Below are 16,740 nucleotides of genomic sequence, written 5' to 3'. Positions count from 1 at the left end.
ATTGCGTATCCTGTTTCTCGGCGACGTGGTCGGCCGCGCCGGTCGCGAGCTGGTCGAGGCGCGGCTGCCCAAGCTGCGCGCGCGGCTCCGGATCGACCTCGCCATCGTGAATGCCGAGAATGCCAGCCACGGCTTCGGTCTGGCGCCGGCAATGGCGGACAGCCTGTTCGCCGCCGGCACCGACGTCATCACGCTCGGTAACCACGCCTGGGACCGCAAGGAGCTGATCGGCCATATCAGCCAGGCGCCGCGCATCGTCCGGCCGATCAACTTCCCGCCCGGCACGCCGGGGGCGGGCAGCGTCATGATCACGCTGACCGATGGCCGCCGCGCGATGGTGATCAACGCCATGGGCCGGCTGTTCATGGACGCGCTCGACGACCCGTTCCGCGCGGTGGCCGAACTGCTATCGCGGCACCGTCTCGGCGTGACGGTCGGCGCCATCGTGGTCGATTTCCATGCCGAGGCCACCAGCGAGAAGATGGCGTTCGGGCATCATTTCGACGGCCGGGTGTCGTTGGTGGTCGGCACCCATACCCACACGCCGACGTCCGACCATCGCATCCTGGCCGGCGGCACCGCGTTCCAGAGCGATGCCGGCATGTGCGGCGACTATGACAGCGTGATCGGCATGGCGAAGGAGCCGGCGGTGGCGCGCTTCGTGCGCAAGATGCCGACCGAGCGGCTTGGACCGGCCGAGGGCGAGGCGACACTGTGCGGCCTGTTCGTCGAGACCGATGACCGCACCGGACACGCGACGCGGGTGGCGCCGGTGCGCACCGGCGGCAGGCTTTCGGAGACCTGGCCGGACGCTGCCTGAGGTGGCTCCGGTTCTCTCCTAGGCGTGGTCGGCTAGCGACTTCGTTTCTGCTTGGCATGCTGATCCGCTTGGAGCGCCGGTGGCGGCAAAGGTCGGCGGGACTGCAATCAAAACACTTGTGGCGGTCTGTGCGGCGGCGTCCTCCGCACTTGGTTATCGGCAGCTTGCCGCCGAGGGGGCGACGCGGATCATCGCCCGATGTCGTGTCGGGCATCGGCTTCCCGGCCCTAGCGTGACGGAGGCCAGATATGCCATTCACGTCAGCTGTCGTGCGCGCGATGTCGCGCATGTGCGGGGCCTGCTCGATGTCGAACTGGACCGCGAGTCTGTCATGTTTCACGCCGGGAGTTGCAAGGCCAACTCGACTTGCTCTAGTTCCGAAGCAGCAATGAAACGCTGAAGCGGGACGGTCGCCATGGACGGTAGATTTCGTGCATCACGGGACGCGTTTCGAACACCGATAGCTGACCTTGCCGCAGCTGCGGATCTCCTCGCCCTGGCAGCGGACAGCCTGCTGGCGGGTAACGACGTCCAGGCTCGCGTATTTCTCCGATCCGCGGATATGCCATCGCTTCGCGCCTACACGCGGAGCATCCAGTCAAAGACGACTGCGGACATTCATTGTTATCGCGATGTTCCCGATCTGCCGCCGCCGGTTCCCGCTGCCGCACGCGGACCCCGGCAGCCTTCCAAAACGATCGGATCCGATATCTTCAGCCGCGACGGCTGCCGCTGCCGCTATTGCGGCTGCCGGGTCGTCCATCCGGAAGCGCAGAGCGTGATGTCGGGACTTCTACCCGGTGCTGTCGCTTGGGGAGACCGGGATGTCGAGTTGAACGCAGCCTTCTACACCTTGAGGGGTGTGCTCGACCATGTTGTCCCTCACGCCCACGGTGGTGCAAGCGATGCGGATAATGTCGTGACCTCGTGTCAGCCATGCAACTATGGAAAGGGGTCTTACTTCCTCGAGCAGTTCGGCCTCAACGACCCAAGACTTCGTCCACCGAAGGTCGATGAATGGGATGGGCTGCGTCGTGTTCTTCCGCTTCGACCGGCTCGAGTGAGAGTCTGGGCCAAGACCGCTTCAGCGATACCGGTCGACGAAAGCGCAGACCGAATATCGCGGCGGCCAGGATCCACAAGAGGTTCAACGTCATTCGATCGCTTCACCGCATCGCTTGACGCTGCCGATCATGCTGGGCTCGATGTTTTGCTTCATGTCGCGGCGGCATCCGCCGGTATTGGCCTGACCTGGAGTTTGACCCAGGTGCTGCTTCTAAAGATCGAGACGTGGTCGGGAACAATCAGCCCGATCGGTCTGCTGCCGAACGGCACGGTCCAGCTCCCATGGTGGATCGGACCGCATAAAAAGGCTTTCCGCTTCTTTGCCGAGACTATCGCCGCTGCCGTTCCCGATGGAAAAGCCTACGAGACCGAAAAGATGTGGCGCGTGAGCAGTTCCGGGCAGGTGCCGCGGATTGCTCACCTGGGGCAGTGTCCGGATGCTGTCCGAGACGCGTTCGAGGGGTTGCACCGGCTCGTGGGCGATGGCGCAAGGCGCAATGGTTGCCCTCCAGCGCAAGCATAGCATCACCGGAACGGCGGTTCGTCGAAGCCCCTCAGCTTCCGCGAATGCAGCCGGTCCACCCCCTGCGCGCGCAGCCGTCGCATGGTCTCGATCCCGACATGCAGGTGCTGGCTGATGCGCTCGCGGTAGAACGCGCGCGCCATGCCGCGCAGCTTCAATTCGCCATGCAGCGGCTTGTCCGACACGCACAGCAACGTCCCGTACGGGACCCGGAAGCGAAAGCCGTTTGCGGCGATGGTGGCACTTTCCATGTCGACCGCGATCGAGCGGGTCATGTTGATCTGCCCGAGCAGCGCGCCGAAGCGCAGCTCCCAGTTGCGGTTGTCGGTGGTCATCACCGTGCCGGTGCGCAGCCGCGTCTTCAGCTCCGCGTCGCGCAGCCCGGTGACCAGTGTCGTGGCTTCCTGCAGCGCCACCTGAACCTCGGCGATCGGTGGCACCGGCACCCAGGGCGGCAGGTCGTCGTCGAGCACATGGTCGTCGCGGACATAGCCGTGCGCGAGCACGTAGTCGCCCAGGCGCTGGGTGCGGCGCAGGCCGGCGCAATGCCCCAGCATCAGCCAGCAATGTGGCCGCAGCACCGCCACATGGTCGGTGATGGTCTTCGCGTTCGAGGGACCCACGCCGATATTGATCAGCGTGATGCCGTCGCCGTCGGCGCGGACCATGTGATAGGCCGGCATCTGCGGGTCGCCATGCGGCTCGACGAAGCGTTCGTACTCGTTGCCCTCCTGCCCGGCGGCGCCGCCGAGGGTGCGGAACTCGTCGATGTAGCGCTGGTAGTTGGTGAGCAGCACGAAGCGCTGGAAATCCGCCGGGTCGGTGCCGGTATAGTGGTGCAGCCGCGCCAGCGAGTAGTCGACACGCTCGGCAGTGAACAGGCTCAGTGGCCGCGGCTGGGCTGGATCCGGCTGCAGCTGGCAGTTGGCGATACGGTCGTCGGTGCTCGCGAGGTCAGGCAGGCTGAACTGCTCGCCGAGACGGCGCAACTCGTCCTCGGTGATGTCGGTGACGCTCTCCTCGATCACGTAGGGCAGCGGAATCGGTCGCTTCGAGCGGCCGACCAGCACCGGGCGGCGGTAGTGCCGCAGCAGCAGGCCGATCTGCTCGCGCAGGTAGCTCCGGAACAGCGCCGGGCGGGTCAGCGTGGTGCCGTAGAAGCCGGGCTCCAGCAGCACGCCGTACGGCGCCCGGTGCTCGGTGACCAGGGACGCGCTGTCCACCTCTATGGCGAGATAGGGGTACACTGCGCCGCTGGCGTCGGCGCCGTTGCCCCGGGCGGCGAACGCGGCACGCAGCACGGCGCAGCTCTCGTCGTAGATCTCGCACAGCCGCGCCACCGCCGCGTCGGCATTGTCGTATTCGGTGAAGCCGGACCCGATCTGGGCCTGGACCGGATGCGCCATGCGACCTCTCGCTGCTACGGCACCGGGATCAATGCCTGATCAGGATGTAGTCGATCGTGAGATCCACGTCGAAGTGGTCGCCGCTCATGTCCGGCGGCACCGGCGGTAGCTTGGCGTTGCGGAACATGCCCGTAGTGGCTGCATCGAGCAGGTACGAGCCGGAAGACGAAACCAGGCTGACCGAGCTGACCTTCCCCTGGCGGTCGAGCACCACATGCACGTGCGACGGCCCGTCCTCGCCTTTCTGCGCAGCTTCCTCCGGGTAGTACATGTGCCGCCGGATCCAGTCGCCGATCTCGTCGGCGTAGTCGTCGCTGACGCCCTTGATGCTGCTGGTCGAGGCATAGGGCGTGTTCAACCGGCCGTTCTGCACCAGCGGCCCGAGCGACATGTCGATCGGCGCGCCCGAGCCGGCCCGCCTGCCGCTGTGGCGCTGGAATGCGCGCGTCGGCGGCGCGAACGACAGGTCCATCGGATGCGAGAACGGCGAGGTGCTGCGGCTCTGCGGCCGGGCGGTGGTGGCGTGCGACTGGCTGTGGCTGTCCGGCGCCGGCTGGGGCATCGGCTGCGGCAACGGCTCGGGCAGCTGCAGGTCCGGCAGCGGCGGGGTCTCGTCGGGCGGCGGCGCCACGTCCGGCATCGGCGGCGTCGGGGCCGGCGGCTGCGGGCTCGGGGCTGCGGAGGAGGGCGGCGGCGGGGACTGCGTGGGCGTCGGCGCCGTCGGCCCGGTCATGCCGGCGCTGCCGGCGCGCTCGTAGACCATGTCGACCGGCTGCTGCTCCTCCGGCTTGCCGCCGCCGGGGGGCTGCGCGAAGGACAGGCCCATCAGCACCAGCACCACCAGATGCGCCATGCCGGACCCGGCGACGCGGCGGCCGAAGCCGTCATGCAGGCGGCGGCCGCGACGGACCAGCGGCAGCCCTGCCTCGTCCAGGCCGGCGCCGGCGATGCGCTCGCCGATGAAGCCCGGTCGCGCCAGCCCGGCGACCACGGGCGCGGCGCCACGTGCCTCCGGCCGAAGCGTGCCGGCCGGCCGATCAATGCCTCCGGCTCCGCCCGTGCTTCCTGCTCCGGTGCTCCGCTCAGACTCCGCCATGCTGCCGGGCTGGATCATCGAAATGCCGGAGGTCTCCGCCTGTTCGCCCGCGGCGAAGCCCTGGTCCACCCTGGACCCCGGCCTCATTCTGCCATCGCCGCCATTGCTTCGCTACCGGCACTCTGTTCGGATACATCCTGTGACACGCGCCGACCCCACTTCCCGGCACGACGACCTCGAGCAGGCCCTGCGTACGGCCGATGCGCCGCTGCTCGAGCCAGCGCGACCGGCCCAGCGCGACCGGCTCCGGCGTCATCTGAGCAGCGCCGATCCCGACCTTGCGATCCTGATCAGGCGCATCGGACGGTGCGGGCTGCGCGTCGACCGTGCCCGGCAGCCCTATGAGTCTCTGGTGCGGGCGGTCGCGCATCAGCAGCTGCACGGTCGCGCCGCCGAGGCGATCCTGGGCCGGATGATCGCCGTGCATGGCGCATTCCCGTCGCCGGCACAGTTGCTGGCGATGGATCTTGCGGCACTGCGTGCATGCGGCTTCTCCGGCAGCAAGGTCGCCGCCATGCACGGCGTAGCCGAGGCGGCGCTGTCGGGCCTGGTGCCGACGCGGGCCAGGGCGGCGCGGATGACCGACGCGGCTTTGATCGAGCGGCTGGTGGCGCTGCGTGGCATCGGGCGCTGGACCGTGGAGATGCTGCTGATCTTCAGCCTCGGACGGCAGGACATCATGCCGGTGGACGATTTCGGCGTGCGCGAGGGCTTCCGCCTGATACGCGGCCTGGACCGGCAGCCGAAGCCGCGCGAGCTGGCGGAGGCGACCCAGGCCTGGAGCCCATACCGCTCGGCCGCGGCCTGGTATCTCTGGCGCGCCGCCGACGAAGGCAAGGCGCCGGCTGCAGCCAACCCGATGACCGCCTGAGCAGGATCCCGGCTTCATCCAAGTGTCACGAGGCAGGGTGGACGCGTCACGATAGATCGTGGCGATGCCTGTCCGTCCTTGCTTCGTCACGACACTGCTTGCGGCCGGCATCCTCGTCCCGCTCCTCGCCCCGACGCCTGCCGCTGCCTCCGACGAGACGATCACCGTCACCGCCGGCCCGGACTCCGGCGCGGCGGCCGAGGCGCTGACGCAGCAGGATCCTGGCGCCTCGGAGCCGAGCTCGATCGTCGGCCGCGCCACGCTCGACCGGGCGGTGGCGCCCACCGGCAACTACGACGACGCCATCCGGCTGACCCCTTCGGTCATCGACGTGGCGCCGAACGGTCCGGGCCTGGGCGAGGCGCAGACGCTGTCGATCCGTGGCTTCCAGGACGGCCAGTACAACGTGACCTTCGACAGCATCCCGTTCGCCGACAGCGACGATTTCACCCATCACAGCTCGGCCTACTTCGTCCTGCGCGACCTCGGCAGCGTCACGGTCGATCGCGGACCCGGCGACGCCACCACCGTCGGCGACGCGACCTTCGGCGGAACCGTGGCGCTTCGCTCGATCGGGCCGGCCGCCAGCGGCTCGGTCTCCCCGACAGCAGCCGGCGGGTCGTTCGGCACGGTGGCCGGTGGCGTGCTGCTGAACTCCGGCGCCGGCGCGCTGCCCGGCGGGGGCGCCGTCCTGCTCGATGCCGAAACCGCGCGCAGCGACGGCGCGCTCGACGATGCGGCGCAGCGGCGCGGCACCTTGTTCGGCAAGGCGGCACTGGAGCTTGGGCCGAACTGGACGCTGACCCTGCTCTCCAACCTCAGCCGCACGGTGCAGAACGAGCCGCCGGGGGCGACCCTCGCCCAGATCGCCGCGTCCGGTCCGTCGGCAGCGCTCAACCGCAACCCGGCCTCGCAGGCGTTCGAGGGCTACAACAGCTCGGTCTACCACACCGACCTGTCCTACGCCCGGCTGAGCCGGACTACCTCCGGCATCACCCTATCCGACACCCTCTATACCTACGGGCTGGACCGGCATTTTGAGCAGGGCCTCGATCCCAACGGCAGCACGCCGAACGGCACCGCTCGCAGTCTGGACGACGTGCCCGGCCAGTACGGCCGCAACGGGCTGCGGGCCTGGGGCGACATCGTGCGCGCCGGCCATTCCCTGCCGGCCGACCTTACCGGCGAGGCGGGCCTCTGGATCGAGCGCCAGGCCAACGCACGCAGCCTGGTGGAGACGGATGCGACCCTGGGCGTGCCGAACCCGGCGCTCGCACCCGTGAAGGGTGTCGCCGGAAGTGCCGCGACCGATCGCCAGCAGGACGAGAACCTGCTCACCGTGCAGCCTTATGCGCAGCTGGACTGGCACGGGTCGCCGTGGCTGACGCTGTCGGCCGGCGTAAAGGGTGCCTGGTTCCGGCGCGATGTCGATGCCGCCGTGATGGAGGGCACGCGCCGGCCGGAGCGGTTTTCAGCCAGCGTCGGCGCCGCGCTGCCGAGCGTCACCGCCCGGCTCCGGCTTCGGCCGCAATGGGACGCCTACATCCAGGCCGCAAGGGGTTTCCTCGCCCCGCCACTGCAGGATTACGACGTCAGCCAGCCTGGCCGGGCGGCGGTCGTACCGGAGACGACCTGGAACTTCCAGCTCGGCACCGCCTGGCGCTCGCATGCGCTGCTGCTGTCCGCCGATCTCTACGACATCGTGCTGGACCATGCGGTCGGCGTCCGGACGGTCGCGGGCGAGAGCCTGGATTACGATTCCGGCCGCGTCACCTATCGCGGCGTCGAGGCGGAAGGCACCTGGACGATGGGCCTCGGGCTGAGCCTCTACGGCAGCGGATCGCTGAACCAGGCGCACCAGTCCGGCGGCCTGGATGATGTCAGCGGTCCGGCGCCGGACACACCGCAGGCGACGATCTCGGCCGGGCTGCTGCTCCGGCGCGGCGCACTCGATGCATCCGCCATCGATCGCTGGGTCGGCGGCTTGTATGGCGACACCGGCGGTACGCAATGGATCGCGCCGTACAACCAGCTCGATCTCTCTACCGGCTACACGCTGCTGCCGCGCGCCGCGTCGCCGATCCAGCTGCGTGCGCAGGCCTTCAACCTGCTCGGCAGCCGCAGGATCGACGGCCTTGCCGGCTACACCCTCGGAGGAACGCCGCTGTACTGGACCCAGGCCGGGCGCTCGTTCTTCCTTGCCGCCACCACCCGCTTCTAGACCCTGAACACGTAGCTCGATCCCGGCGCCCGCTCGATATCGGGCGGGAAGGCTGCACGCTTCTCGGCGAAGTAGCGGGCACGGTGGTCGCCGGCCTCGGCAAGGTTGTAGGTCAGGTACAGCACCCGGCGCGGCGCGGCGGTGAGGTTGGGCTTGCTGGCGTGGGCAACGTAGCTGTCGAAGAAGATCACGTCGCCGGGCTGTGTCGGCACCGCCACCAGCCCCAGCTCGTCCTCGGCGAGCGGCGCCCACTCCTCGCCCAGCAGTCCGCGGGCACGGGGCGCGGTGGCGATCTCCAGGCAGCCGTTCTCGATCGTCGCCGCATCGATGGTCACCAGGGCGGTGACGAAAAGCGGCGCATAGCGGCTCCAGCCGGCGGCCTGGTCCTGGTGCGCCTTGAAGCCGTCGCCACCCGGGTACTTGAAGTTGATCTTGTCCTTGAACAGCACCGTGGCACCGCCCATCAGCAGGTCGAGCCAACGCGTGAGCGCGCCGTTGCGCGCCGCCTGGTCCATCTGCGGATGGTGGCTGCAGAAATCCTCGATACGCTGCACCACCCGGCGGCCGGGCTCGATCAGGCTGTCCTCGTGATAGACCATCTGGCCGCCGACGACCTCGGGACGGCTGGCGATCTCGCCGGTCCACCCGACCAGCGACGCGGTCTGCCCGGGGCCAAAGAAGCCCGGCACCACGAGTGTGCCGGTCTCGCGCATGGTGGCGATCTCGGCGTCGTTCGGCAGCCGGTCGGCCGGCGCGGTGAGAACGATGTTCATGCGGCAAGGCTCGGCAGCAGGGCGTTGGCCTTTGCGACATCTTCCATGAAATCGATCTCCGTCCAGGGCAGTCCGGTCACGTCCTCGAAGCCGAACAGGGTGCCGTCCGTATCTGCCCGGATCAGGGCGCGGATCGGCTCCTCGTACTCCGTCATGGTATCCCCGGCCTGGACCACCGCGCGGACGGCCTCCCCCAGCCGCCGCGCGAGCGCAGGGGCAAAGCAGAAGAACCCGACCGACTCGCCGTGCCATTCGGACGCCACCGCCGGGCGCTTGGCGAAGTCCACGATACGTTGCCCGCCCGCCACGCATATCTTCACCGGTTCGTCGCCCGGCTCGATCTCGCGGTCGAGCAACAGGGTGCCGGGGTGCCGCCCGCCGAGCAGGCGCTGCAGCAGCCGGTGGTCGTAGATCACGTCGCCATCCATCAGCACCACCGGCGCCTCGCCATCGAGAATCGAGGCTCCGCGGTCGAGCGATACCACGCTGCCCTGCCGCCATTCGAGGTTCTCGATCAGATCCACGCGGTCCCGCCAGCCGATCCGCTCGAGCTCGGCTGCGATGGCCGCCCCGCGATAGCCGACCACGATGCTGACCCGGTCCGCCCCCACCGCCGCCAGCAGCCGCAGATGCCGAGCCAGCAGCGTCTCGCCGCCGAACTCGAGCAGCACCTTCGGCATCTGCGCGTCGCCGCCACCAAGGCGCCGGCCACGCCCGGCGGCGAGGATGAGGGTCCGGAACCCGGGCCCGGGCAAGTGGTCATCGGTCATTTATCTGTAGCCGAAGTGTCGCTTTTGATGCAGTTCTGTAACCGGGTTGATGACAGGTAGATCGCAATTGAGCAATTCGACAAGCGGCGCGGTGGACAAGCGGGCCGCGGCTTGGTCTCCCGATGGCATGGAGGCCGCAACGACCGCCGCGCCTCCGCACAGGCCGTCTACCACCCCCAGCCGCTTCCGCCGCCTGCGCGACCTGATCGAGGGGCCGGAGCTCGGCTTCCTGATGGAGGCGCATTCAGGCCTGTCCGCCAAGCTTGTCGAGGAGGCGGGCTTCGCCGGCATCTGGGGGTCGGGCCTGTCGATGTCCGCCGCCCTCGGCCTGCGCGACAACAACGAGGCGTCGTGGACGCAGGTGCTGGAGCAGGCCGAATACATGGCCGATGCCAGCAGCCTGCCGATCCTGCTCGACGGCGATACCGGCTACGGCAACTTCAACAACGTGCGCCGGCTGGTGCGCAAGCTGACCGAGCGCGGCATCGCCGGCGTCTGCATCGAGGACAAGCTGTTCCCGAAGACCAATTCCTTCATCGGCGAGGCGCAGCCGCTGGCCGACATGGAGGAGTTCTGCGGACGCATACGCGCCGGCAAGGACGCCCAGCCGGACGATGATTTCGTGCTGGTGGCGCGCGTCGAGGCGCTGATCTCCGGGCACTCCATGGAGGAGGCGCTTCGCCGCGCCGAGGCCTATCACGCCGCCGGCGCAGATGCGATTTTGATGCATTCGAAGAAACGCCATGCCGGCGAGATCCTCGCCTTCATGGAACGCTGGGGCGGACGTTGCCCGGTGGTGATCGTGCCGACGATGTACTACTCCACCCCGACCGAGGTGTTCCGCAACGCCGGCGTCTCGACGATCATCTGGGCGAACCATCTGGTGCGCGCCTCGATCACCGCAATGCGCGAGACCGCGTCACGCATCCATCGCGAGCAGAGCCTGGCCGGGGTCGAGGCGGAGGTGGTGTCGGTAAAGGACATCTTCGCGCTCACCGACAACGATGAGCTTGAAGCAGCGGGCGAGCGCTACCTGCCGGCGGCCTCGGTGCCGGCGCGGCCGGTGGGTCCGGCGGTCCGCCCGGTGCGCGGCATCGTGCTCGCTGCCTCGCATGGGGCAGAACTCGGCGCCTACACCGCGGACAAGCCGAAATGCATGGTCGACCTGCGCGGCCGCCCGCTGCTTTCGCATCTGCTGGGCGTGCTGGGCCGGGCCGGGGTGCGCGACGTCGCGGTGGTGCGCGGCTATTGCAAGCAGGCCATCGAACCGGCCCGCCTCGGGGTCGGCGAGCTTGTCATGCTCGACAACGACGACCATGCGACCACCGGCGAGGTCGCCTCCCTGCTGTGCGCCGTCGAGCGCCTGCACGGCGAGAGCGTCATCGTCTACGGCGACGTGCTGTTCCGGCGCTACATCCTGGATGCGCTGCTCGCGGTCGAGGCCGACATCGTCATCGCCGTCGATGCCCTGCGCCAGCGCGCGCCGGGCGGTGGCAGCCGGCACGAGCCGAACCCACGCGACCTCGTCGCCGCCGACAAGGCGTTCTCGGCAAGCTATCTCGACGACCAGCCGGCCCGACTGGTGAGCATGGGCGAACGCGCACGCGAGACCCCATCCGGCGAGTGGATCGGGCTGCTTCGCCTCAGCGCCCGCGGTGCCGAGTGGGTGCGTGAGGAGATGGCGTCGATGCAGGCGGAAGGTATCGCCGCCACCGCCGACCTGCCGGCGCTGCTGTCCCGGCTGAACGAGCGCCACCCGGTCGCGGTGCACTACATCACCGGCCACTGGCTCGATGTGGACACGATCACGGACCTGGCCGACGCCCGCAACTTCTCCTGAAAGCTGCTTGCAGACGCCCGCTGCTGGCGATCCGACGCGCCATTCCTGCTCTCCGGTGCTCACGGCCAGACGGCCGCTCCGCTCCGGTGCTCGGAATGGCACGCCGGCCGCGGCCCTGGAGGGCCGCTCTCATCCAGCAGCAGGCGTCTGCAAGCAGCTTTTGGTGCCGACAAGGAGATGGCATGCTTGAAGCGTCTGCCTTCATCAACGCCTCAGCGGCGCGCGGCCTGGATTTCTGGTCCGGTGTGCCGTGCTCGTTCCTGACGCCGTTGATCAACCGGGTCGCGAGCTCGGCAGGCGCGGGGCTGGACTATGTCGGTGCCGCCAGCGAGGGCGAGGCGGTGGCGATTGCCGCCGGGGCCTGGCTTGGTGGGCGCGGCGGGGTGGTGATCTGCCAGAACTCCGGGCTCGGCAACGCGGTCAACCCGCTCACCTCGTTGAACCACCCGTTCCGCATTCCGCTGCTGATGGTGGTGACCTGGCGCGGCCAGCCCGGCATTCCGGATGAGCCGCAACACGCGCTGATGGGCCGGATCACCCAGGACCTGCTAAGCCTGTGCGAGGTGCCGAGCCTGCCGTTCCCGGCGCGTGACGACGCCATCGCGCCGGCCCTGGCGGCGGCGCAGGCTCGGTTCGAGAGCGACAGCCTGCCGTTTGCCCTGGTGATGGAGCAGGGCAGCGTCGCCGACGAGACGCTGTCGGAACCGTCGCGCCCGCAGCGTCAGCGCGGCCTGCACTACGATCTGCGCGCGTATGGCGACCGGCCTCCGCGCATTGCCCTGCTGGAGCGGATGCTTGCGTTGCTGCCCGGGCAGGCGGCGGTGATCGCCACCACCGGCAAGAGCGGCCGCGAACTGTTCACTCTCGATGACCGGGCGCAGCATCTGTATCAGGTCGGCTCGATGGGCGGTGCCTCAGGCATGGCGCTCGGGGTGGCGATGACGCGGCCCGAGCGGCGGGTGGTGGTGCTGGATGGCGACGGCGCGGCGCTGATGAAGCTTGGCACGCTCGCAACCATCGGCGCGCAGCATCCGCCGAACCTGCTGCACGTGCTGCTCGACAACGGCGTGCATGACAGCACCGGCGGCCAGTCGACGGTATCGGCCAGTGTCGACTTCGCCGGCGTGGCGCTGGCGTGCGGCTACGCGGCCGCCTGGTCGGTCGACGATGCATCCGGCTTCGATCAGGCGATGCGCGCGGCCCTGGATTTCGAGGGGCCGGTACTGGTGCATGCCCGCATCGCGCCCGGCTCGATCAAGGCGCTCGGCCGGCCGACGGTGGCGCCGCACGAAGTGGCGCGTCGCTTCCGCGCCTTTCTGCTGGACGATCCGGTCACACGCGCTCGATAAGCGCCGCGATCCCCTGGCCGACGCCGATGCACATCGTGGCAATCGCGCGCTTCAGTCCCAGGGTCTCCAGCGCGTTCACCGACGTCAGGGCGAGGCGGGCGCCGGACATGCCGAGCGGGTGCCCGAGCGCGATCGCGCCGCCATGCGGATTGACGTGGGCGGCGTCGTCCGGCAGGCCGAGCTGTCGCAGCACGGCGAGCGACTGGCTGGCGAATGCCTCGTTCAGCTCGATCAGTTCGATGTCCGGGAGTGCAAGACCGGTGCGTGCCAGCAGCCGCCGCACCGCCGGCACCGGACCGATCCCCATCACCCGCGGCTCGACACCGGCGGTCGCCATCGCCACCACGCGCGCACGCGGCGTGAGCCCGTGGCGACGGGCGCCGGCCTCGGTGGCGAGGATCAGCGCGGCGGAACCGTCGTTCAGGCCCGACGCGTTGCCGGCGGTGACGGTGCCACCCTCCGGCCGGAACGGCGCGCGCAGCTTCGCCAGCCCTTCGAGGGTGGTGTCCGGGCGAGGATGCTCGTCGACGCCGACGACGACTTCGCTCTTCCTCGACCTGATGGTGACCGGCGTGATCTCGCGCGCGAAAAAACCGCTTTCCTGTGCCGCCTTCGCACGCTGCTGAGAGCGATAGGCGAAACGATCCTGGTCCTCGCGCGAGACTTCGTACTGCTCGGCCACGTTGTCGCCGGTCTCGGGCATGGTGTCGACGCCCCAGGCCGCCCGCATCGCCGGATTGACGAAGCGCCAGCCTAGCGTGGTGTCCTGCAGTTCGGCCTGTCGGCTGAATGCCTCGGTCGCCTTGCCCATCACGAACGGCGCGCGGGTCATGCTCTCGACCCCGCCGGCCAGCACCAGCTCGGCGTCGCCGGTACGCAGCATGCGCGCGGCGGTGCCCACCGCGTCCAGCCCGGAGCCGCAGAGCCGGTTGACCGTCGAGCCGGGCGTCCCCACCGGGTAGCCCGCGAGCAGCACCGCCATGCGGGCCACATCGCGATTATCCTCGCCGGCCTGGTTGGCGCAGCCGAGATAGCAGTCGTCGACCGCATCCCAGTCGACCTGCGCGTTGCGCTCGCGCAGCACCCGGAGCGGATGCGCCGCGAGATCGTCGGCGCGGACGTCGCGCAGCGCGCCGTTGTAGCGGCCGATCGGCGTGCGGGTGAAATCGCAGATGAAGGCGTCAGCCATTGCGGTTCTCCGGCAGATGCAGGCGTGCGGCGGTGCGGTCCTGCAGCGCCTCGAACGTCAGCCCGGGGACCATCTCGCGCACCACGAAACCCTGCGGCGTCACGTCCACCACCGCGAGGTTGGTATAGATCCGGCTGACCGCGCCGAGTGCCGTCAGCGGGTAGGAGCAGCGCTCCACCAGCTTCGACTTGCCGTCCTTGGTGACATGCTCGGTCACCACCCAGATGCGCTTGGCGCCGACCGCGAGATCCATCGCGCCGCCGACGGCAGGCGCCGCATCGGCCGCCGAGGTTGCCCAGTTCGCGAGGTCGCCATTCTCCGCAACCTCGAAGGCGCCCAGCACGCAGAGGTCGATATGGCCGCCGCGTATCATCGCGAAGCTGTCGGCATGGTGGAAGAACGAGCCGCCGGGATGCAACGTGACATGCTGCTTGCCGGCGTTGATCAGCCACGGATCGATCTGGTCCGGCTCCGGCGCCGGTCCCATGCCGAGGATGCCGTTCTCCGAATGCAGCACGACCTCGCGGCTGGCCGGGATATGATCGGCGATCAGCGTCGGGATGCCGATGCCGAGATTGCAGTACCAGCCGCCAGGAATGTCCTGCGCGACCCGTGCGGCCATCTGCGCGCGGTTCAGGATCTGATGGTCCGTCATCATGCGTCTCTCACCCCTGCGGATCGCCATAGGGAACATGGACCACCCGGTCGACGAATATCCCCGGAGTGACGACCGCCTCCGGATCGATCTCGCCGAGTGCTGCGACATGCTGTGTCTGCACGATGGTCAGTGCGGCCGCCGTCGCCATGATGGCGTTGAAGTTACGGCCACTCTTGCGATACACGCAGTTGCCCCAGCGATCGGCGCGCCATGCCTCGACCAGCGCCACGTCGGCGGGCAGCGACTCCTCGAGAATGTAGTGCCGGCCGCGAAACTCGCGAACCTCCTTGTTCTCGCCGAGCCTGGTTCCGTACCCGGTCGCGGTGAAGAAGGCCGGTATGCCGGCGCCGGCGGCGCGTATGCGTTCGGCCAGCGTGCCTTGCGGCACGATCTCCAGCTCCAGCCTGCCGGCCTTGAACAGCTCCTCGAATACCACCGAGCCCGCCGAACGCGGGAACGAGCAGATGATCTTGCGGACCCGGCCGGCTTCCATCAACCGCGCCAGCCCCACGCGTCCGGCGCCTGCATTGTTGGCGACGATGGTGAGGTCGCGCGCGCCCTGCTCGATGAGCGCCTCGATCAGGGCGTTCGGCTGCCCGACCGAGCCGAAGCCGCCAACCATGACCGTTGCGCCGTCGCCGACGCCTTCCAGCGCCGCCGCGAGATCGCCCACACGCTTGTCGATCATCCATTCCTCCCAAGTTTGTGCGCCTAGCGAACAAACCGTCGCAAGGCGCACATTATCGGTCCTGGTCGGCCGGTGATCAAGTCACGAACGCTGACCCGGGATGGCTGGCGCGATCGACCGGGCTGCTTCGTCCAGTGCCGGCAGCACCTGCTGCAGAAGCGTGTCGCGATCGGTCCGCGCCGTCTGCGTGCTGACGTTCAACGCCGCCGCGACCCGCCCATCCGGATGCCGGACCGGCACCGCGAGCGACCTCAGGCCCTGTTCCAGCTCCTCGTCGAGCAGGCAGTAGCCGTCGCGCCCGACCTGCTCCAGCACGGCAAGCAGCGACCGTCGGTCGGTGATCGTCCTCGGCGTCCGTAAAACCAGCGTGTCCGGCAGCAGCGCCTCGCGCTCATGCGGCGGCAGCCCGGCGATCAGGACCCGTCCCATCGAGGTGCACCAGGCCGGCAGGCGCGATCCCACGGTGAGGTCGAGCGCGATAATGCGCCGCGCCTCCGAGCGCGCCAGGTACACGATGTCCTGTCCCGCCAGCGCCGCGAGCGAAAAGCTCTCGCCGAACCTGGCGCTGAGCTGGTCCAGGATCGGCTGCGCCAGCCGCGGCAACGGCGCCGACAGCAAGGGTGCGGCCAGCGTCAGCACCTTCGGGGTCAGGCGGAAGCCGCCCTCGTCGGCAACCAGGAAACCTTTCGCCGCCAGGGTCAGCAGTGACCGCCGCGCGCTGGCCCGCGTCGTGCCGGTCTGCCTGGCGACATCAGCCAGGCGGATACCGTTCGGGGCATTCGCGCACACCACCAGGATGTCCAGCCCGCGTGCCAGCGCCTCCACGAAATCACGACGATCCTCTGCTTGCTTGTCCATGTCCGGGGCCACGGGATCAGGTGGCCGGCACGCAGGCGGCCATGGCGCTGCCGACCAGTCCGCCCGCATCCAACGCCACCGTTGCGCTCATCATCCGCTTCCTGACCCACCACGCCGTGCAGCTAGGCGACGGCCGGCGATCCCGCAAGGTCTCCGACCCGGGCCCGCGCCCGGCCGGCGATCCCTCGGCCATCGTTCATCGACCGATCGCGCCGCCGCGGCGACGACATCGCGACATTGCGTGTTGTTCAGGTCTCCAGCCCGAGGACAGGCGGGTGGTCGTTCTTGTTTACCGAAGGCGATCGAGCATCCTGCTGACTGGCACTCTGTCGATGCCTGTCGCATGATCCGATGGATCTTCACGACCTCGGCGGTTACGGAGAGGAATCCCATTGATCCATCCCACACCTATAAAATACGGAAACGCACCTTTAGATGGAGTCAATACGGCCTCCTGATAAAAGTTGCGTGTCCGGAACATAAACGATAGACCGGCGCTGCGGCGGACCCGTTCGGAACGCGCAGCGCGCAATGACTTGGTAGCCGTCACAAGACGGGAAAGTCATCTCAATCGATAAATGCAACGTCCTCCGGGGAGACCGTGCCCGGTCCG

General features: G+C 68.8%; 15 protein-coding genes. 7 read left to right on the top strand and 8 right to left on the bottom strand.

Features of this window, described 5'->3' with window-relative positions:
• The first annotated feature begins 1 nt into the window (after position 1).
• The gene (locus tag FE263_RS15245; RefSeq protein WP_138326885.1) at positions 2-820 is read left to right on the top strand and encodes a TIGR00282 family metallophosphoesterase; all 819 of its coding nucleotides are present in this window, start codon (positions 2-4) and stop codon (positions 818-820) included.
• A gap of 415 nt (positions 821-1,235) precedes the next feature.
• A complete protein-coding gene (locus tag FE263_RS15240; RefSeq protein WP_138326884.1) occupies positions 1,236-2,408 on the top strand; it encodes an HNH endonuclease in 1,173 nt (390 codons plus the stop codon).
• A gap of 2 nt (positions 2,409-2,410) precedes the next feature.
• On the opposite strand, the gene FE263_RS15235 is transcribed toward FE263_RS15240, so the two are convergent.
• Together FE263_RS15235 and FE263_RS22815 are read right to left on the bottom strand one after the other, a co-directional pair.
• Positions 2,411-3,814, bottom strand: coding sequence for an AMP nucleosidase (locus FE263_RS15235; RefSeq protein WP_138326883.1), 1,404 nt, complete (start codon positions 3,812-3,814; stop codon positions 2,411-2,413).
• 28 nt (positions 3,815-3,842) lie between these two features.
• Positions 3,843-4,997 (bottom strand): TonB family protein, encoded by a 1,155-nt coding sequence (locus FE263_RS22815; protein ID WP_276611207.1) that lies wholly within the window; start codon positions 4,995-4,997, stop codon positions 3,843-3,845.
• A gap of 121 nt (positions 4,998-5,118) precedes the next feature.
• On the opposite strand from FE263_RS22815, the gene FE263_RS15225 reads away from it, so the two are divergent.
• Both FE263_RS15225 and FE263_RS15220 read left to right on the top strand, forming a co-directional pair.
• A complete protein-coding gene (locus FE263_RS15225; RefSeq protein WP_240759745.1) occupies positions 5,119-5,781 on the top strand; it encodes a DNA-3-methyladenine glycosylase family protein in 663 nt (220 codons plus the stop codon).
• Between the two features lie 64 nt (positions 5,782-5,845).
• Positions 5,846-8,002, top strand: coding sequence for a TonB-dependent receptor (locus FE263_RS15220; RefSeq protein ID WP_138326881.1), 2,157 nt, complete (start codon positions 5,846-5,848; stop codon positions 8,000-8,002).
• On the opposite strand, the gene FE263_RS15215 is transcribed toward FE263_RS15220, so the two are convergent.
• Both FE263_RS15215 and FE263_RS15210 read right to left on the bottom strand, forming a co-directional pair.
• Complete coding sequence (locus FE263_RS15215) at positions 7,999-8,775, bottom strand: phytanoyl-CoA dioxygenase family protein (RefSeq protein WP_138326880.1); 777 nt, start codon at positions 8,773-8,775, stop codon at positions 7,999-8,001. The two genes, FE263_RS15220 and FE263_RS15215, sit on opposite strands and share 4 nt — an antisense overlap.
• Positions 8,772-9,545: a phosphocholine cytidylyltransferase family protein gene (locus FE263_RS15210; protein ID WP_138326879.1), complete on the bottom strand. Its 774-nt coding sequence runs from the start codon at positions 9,543-9,545 to the stop codon at positions 8,772-8,774. Before FE263_RS15210 ends, FE263_RS15215 begins: the two co-directional genes overlap by 4 nt.
• Before the next feature lie 67 nt (positions 9,546-9,612).
• Between FE263_RS15210 and aepX the strand changes: the two genes are divergently transcribed.
• Positions 9,613-11,385, top strand: coding sequence for a phosphoenolpyruvate mutase (gene aepX / locus FE263_RS15205; RefSeq protein ID WP_240759690.1), 1,773 nt, complete (start codon positions 9,613-9,615; stop codon positions 11,383-11,385).
• A gap of 182 nt (positions 11,386-11,567) precedes the next feature.
• Positions 11,568-12,734, top strand: a complete 1,167-nt coding sequence (aepY, locus tag FE263_RS15200; RefSeq protein ID WP_138326878.1) for a phosphonopyruvate decarboxylase — start codon at positions 11,568-11,570, stop codon at positions 12,732-12,734.
• Here the strand turns inward: aepY and pcaF are convergent.
• The 4 genes from pcaF to FE263_RS15180 form a co-directional block, all read right to left on the bottom strand.
• Positions 12,718-13,923: a 3-oxoadipyl-CoA thiolase gene (gene pcaF / locus FE263_RS15195; RefSeq protein ID WP_138326877.1), complete on the bottom strand. Its 1,206-nt coding sequence runs from the start codon at positions 13,921-13,923 to the stop codon at positions 12,718-12,720. The two genes, aepY and pcaF, sit on opposite strands and share 17 nt — an antisense overlap.
• Positions 13,916-14,581: a 3-oxoacid CoA-transferase subunit B gene (locus FE263_RS15190; protein ID WP_276611205.1), complete on the bottom strand. Its 666-nt coding sequence runs from the start codon at positions 14,579-14,581 to the stop codon at positions 13,916-13,918. The genes pcaF and FE263_RS15190 overlap by 8 nt, the downstream gene beginning before the upstream one ends.
• A 7-nt stretch (positions 14,582-14,588) precedes the next feature.
• Positions 14,589-15,269: a 3-oxoacid CoA-transferase subunit A gene (locus FE263_RS15185; RefSeq protein ID WP_138326876.1), complete on the bottom strand. Its 681-nt coding sequence runs from the start codon at positions 15,267-15,269 to the stop codon at positions 14,589-14,591.
• A gap of 81 nt (positions 15,270-15,350) precedes the next feature.
• Positions 15,351-16,127, bottom strand: coding sequence for an IclR family transcriptional regulator domain-containing protein (locus FE263_RS15180; protein ID WP_138326875.1), 777 nt, complete (start codon positions 16,125-16,127; stop codon positions 15,351-15,353).
• 41 nt (positions 16,128-16,168) lie between these two features.
• On the opposite strand from FE263_RS15180, the gene FE263_RS15175 reads away from it, so the two are divergent.
• Positions 16,169-16,474: a hypothetical protein gene (locus tag FE263_RS15175; protein ID WP_138326874.1), complete on the top strand. Its 306-nt coding sequence runs from the start codon at positions 16,169-16,171 to the stop codon at positions 16,472-16,474.
• Positions 16,475-16,740 lie beyond the last annotated feature (266 nt).

It is taken from the genome of Lichenicoccus roseus, from assembly GCF_005844085.1.
In the GTDB taxonomy this organism is placed as follows: Bacteria; Pseudomonadota; Alphaproteobacteria; order Acetobacterales; family Acetobacteraceae; genus Lichenicoccus; species Lichenicoccus roseus.
Note: the sequence above shows the minus strand (reverse complement) of the source record. Positions and strands in the feature narration are given on the sequence as shown.

Excerpts from the sequence above, each read along its gene's own strand:
- FE263_RS15235 (WP_138326883.1), bottom strand. The coding sequence starts at position 3,814 with ATGGCGCATCCGGTCCAGGCCCAGATCGGGTCCGGCTTCACCGAATAC.
- FE263_RS15220 (WP_138326881.1), top strand. The coding sequence starts at position 5,846 with ATGCCTGTCCGTCCTTGCTTCGTCACGACACTGCTTGCGGCCGGCATC.
- FE263_RS15175 (WP_138326874.1), top strand. The coding sequence starts at position 16,169 with ATGGCGCTGCCGACCAGTCCGCCCGCATCCAACGCCACCGTTGCGCTC.
- FE263_RS15185 (WP_138326876.1), bottom strand. The coding sequence starts at position 15,269 with ATGATCGACAAGCGTGTGGGCGATCTCGCGGCGGCGCTGGAAGGCGTC.
- FE263_RS15180 (WP_138326875.1), bottom strand. The coding sequence starts at position 16,127 with ATGGACAAGCAAGCAGAGGATCGTCGTGATTTCGTGGAGGCGCTGGCA.
- FE263_RS15190 (WP_276611205.1), bottom strand. The coding sequence starts at position 14,581 with ATGATGACGGACCATCAGATCCTGAACCGCGCGCAGATGGCCGCACGG.
- FE263_RS22815 (WP_276611207.1), bottom strand. The coding sequence starts at position 4,997 with ATGAGGCCGGGGTCCAGGGTGGACCAGGGCTTCGCCGCGGGCGAACAG.
- FE263_RS15240 (WP_138326884.1), top strand. The coding sequence starts at position 1,236 with ATGGACGGTAGATTTCGTGCATCACGGGACGCGTTTCGAACACCGATA.
- aepY (WP_138326878.1), top strand. The coding sequence starts at position 11,568 with ATGCTTGAAGCGTCTGCCTTCATCAACGCCTCAGCGGCGCGCGGCCTG.
- pcaF (WP_138326877.1), bottom strand. The coding sequence starts at position 13,923 with ATGGCTGACGCCTTCATCTGCGATTTCACCCGCACGCCGATCGGCCGC.
- FE263_RS15215 (WP_138326880.1), bottom strand. The coding sequence starts at position 8,775 with ATGAACATCGTTCTCACCGCGCCGGCCGACCGGCTGCCGAACGACGCC.
- FE263_RS15210 (WP_138326879.1), bottom strand. The coding sequence starts at position 9,545 with ATGACCGATGACCACTTGCCCGGGCCCGGGTTCCGGACCCTCATCCTC.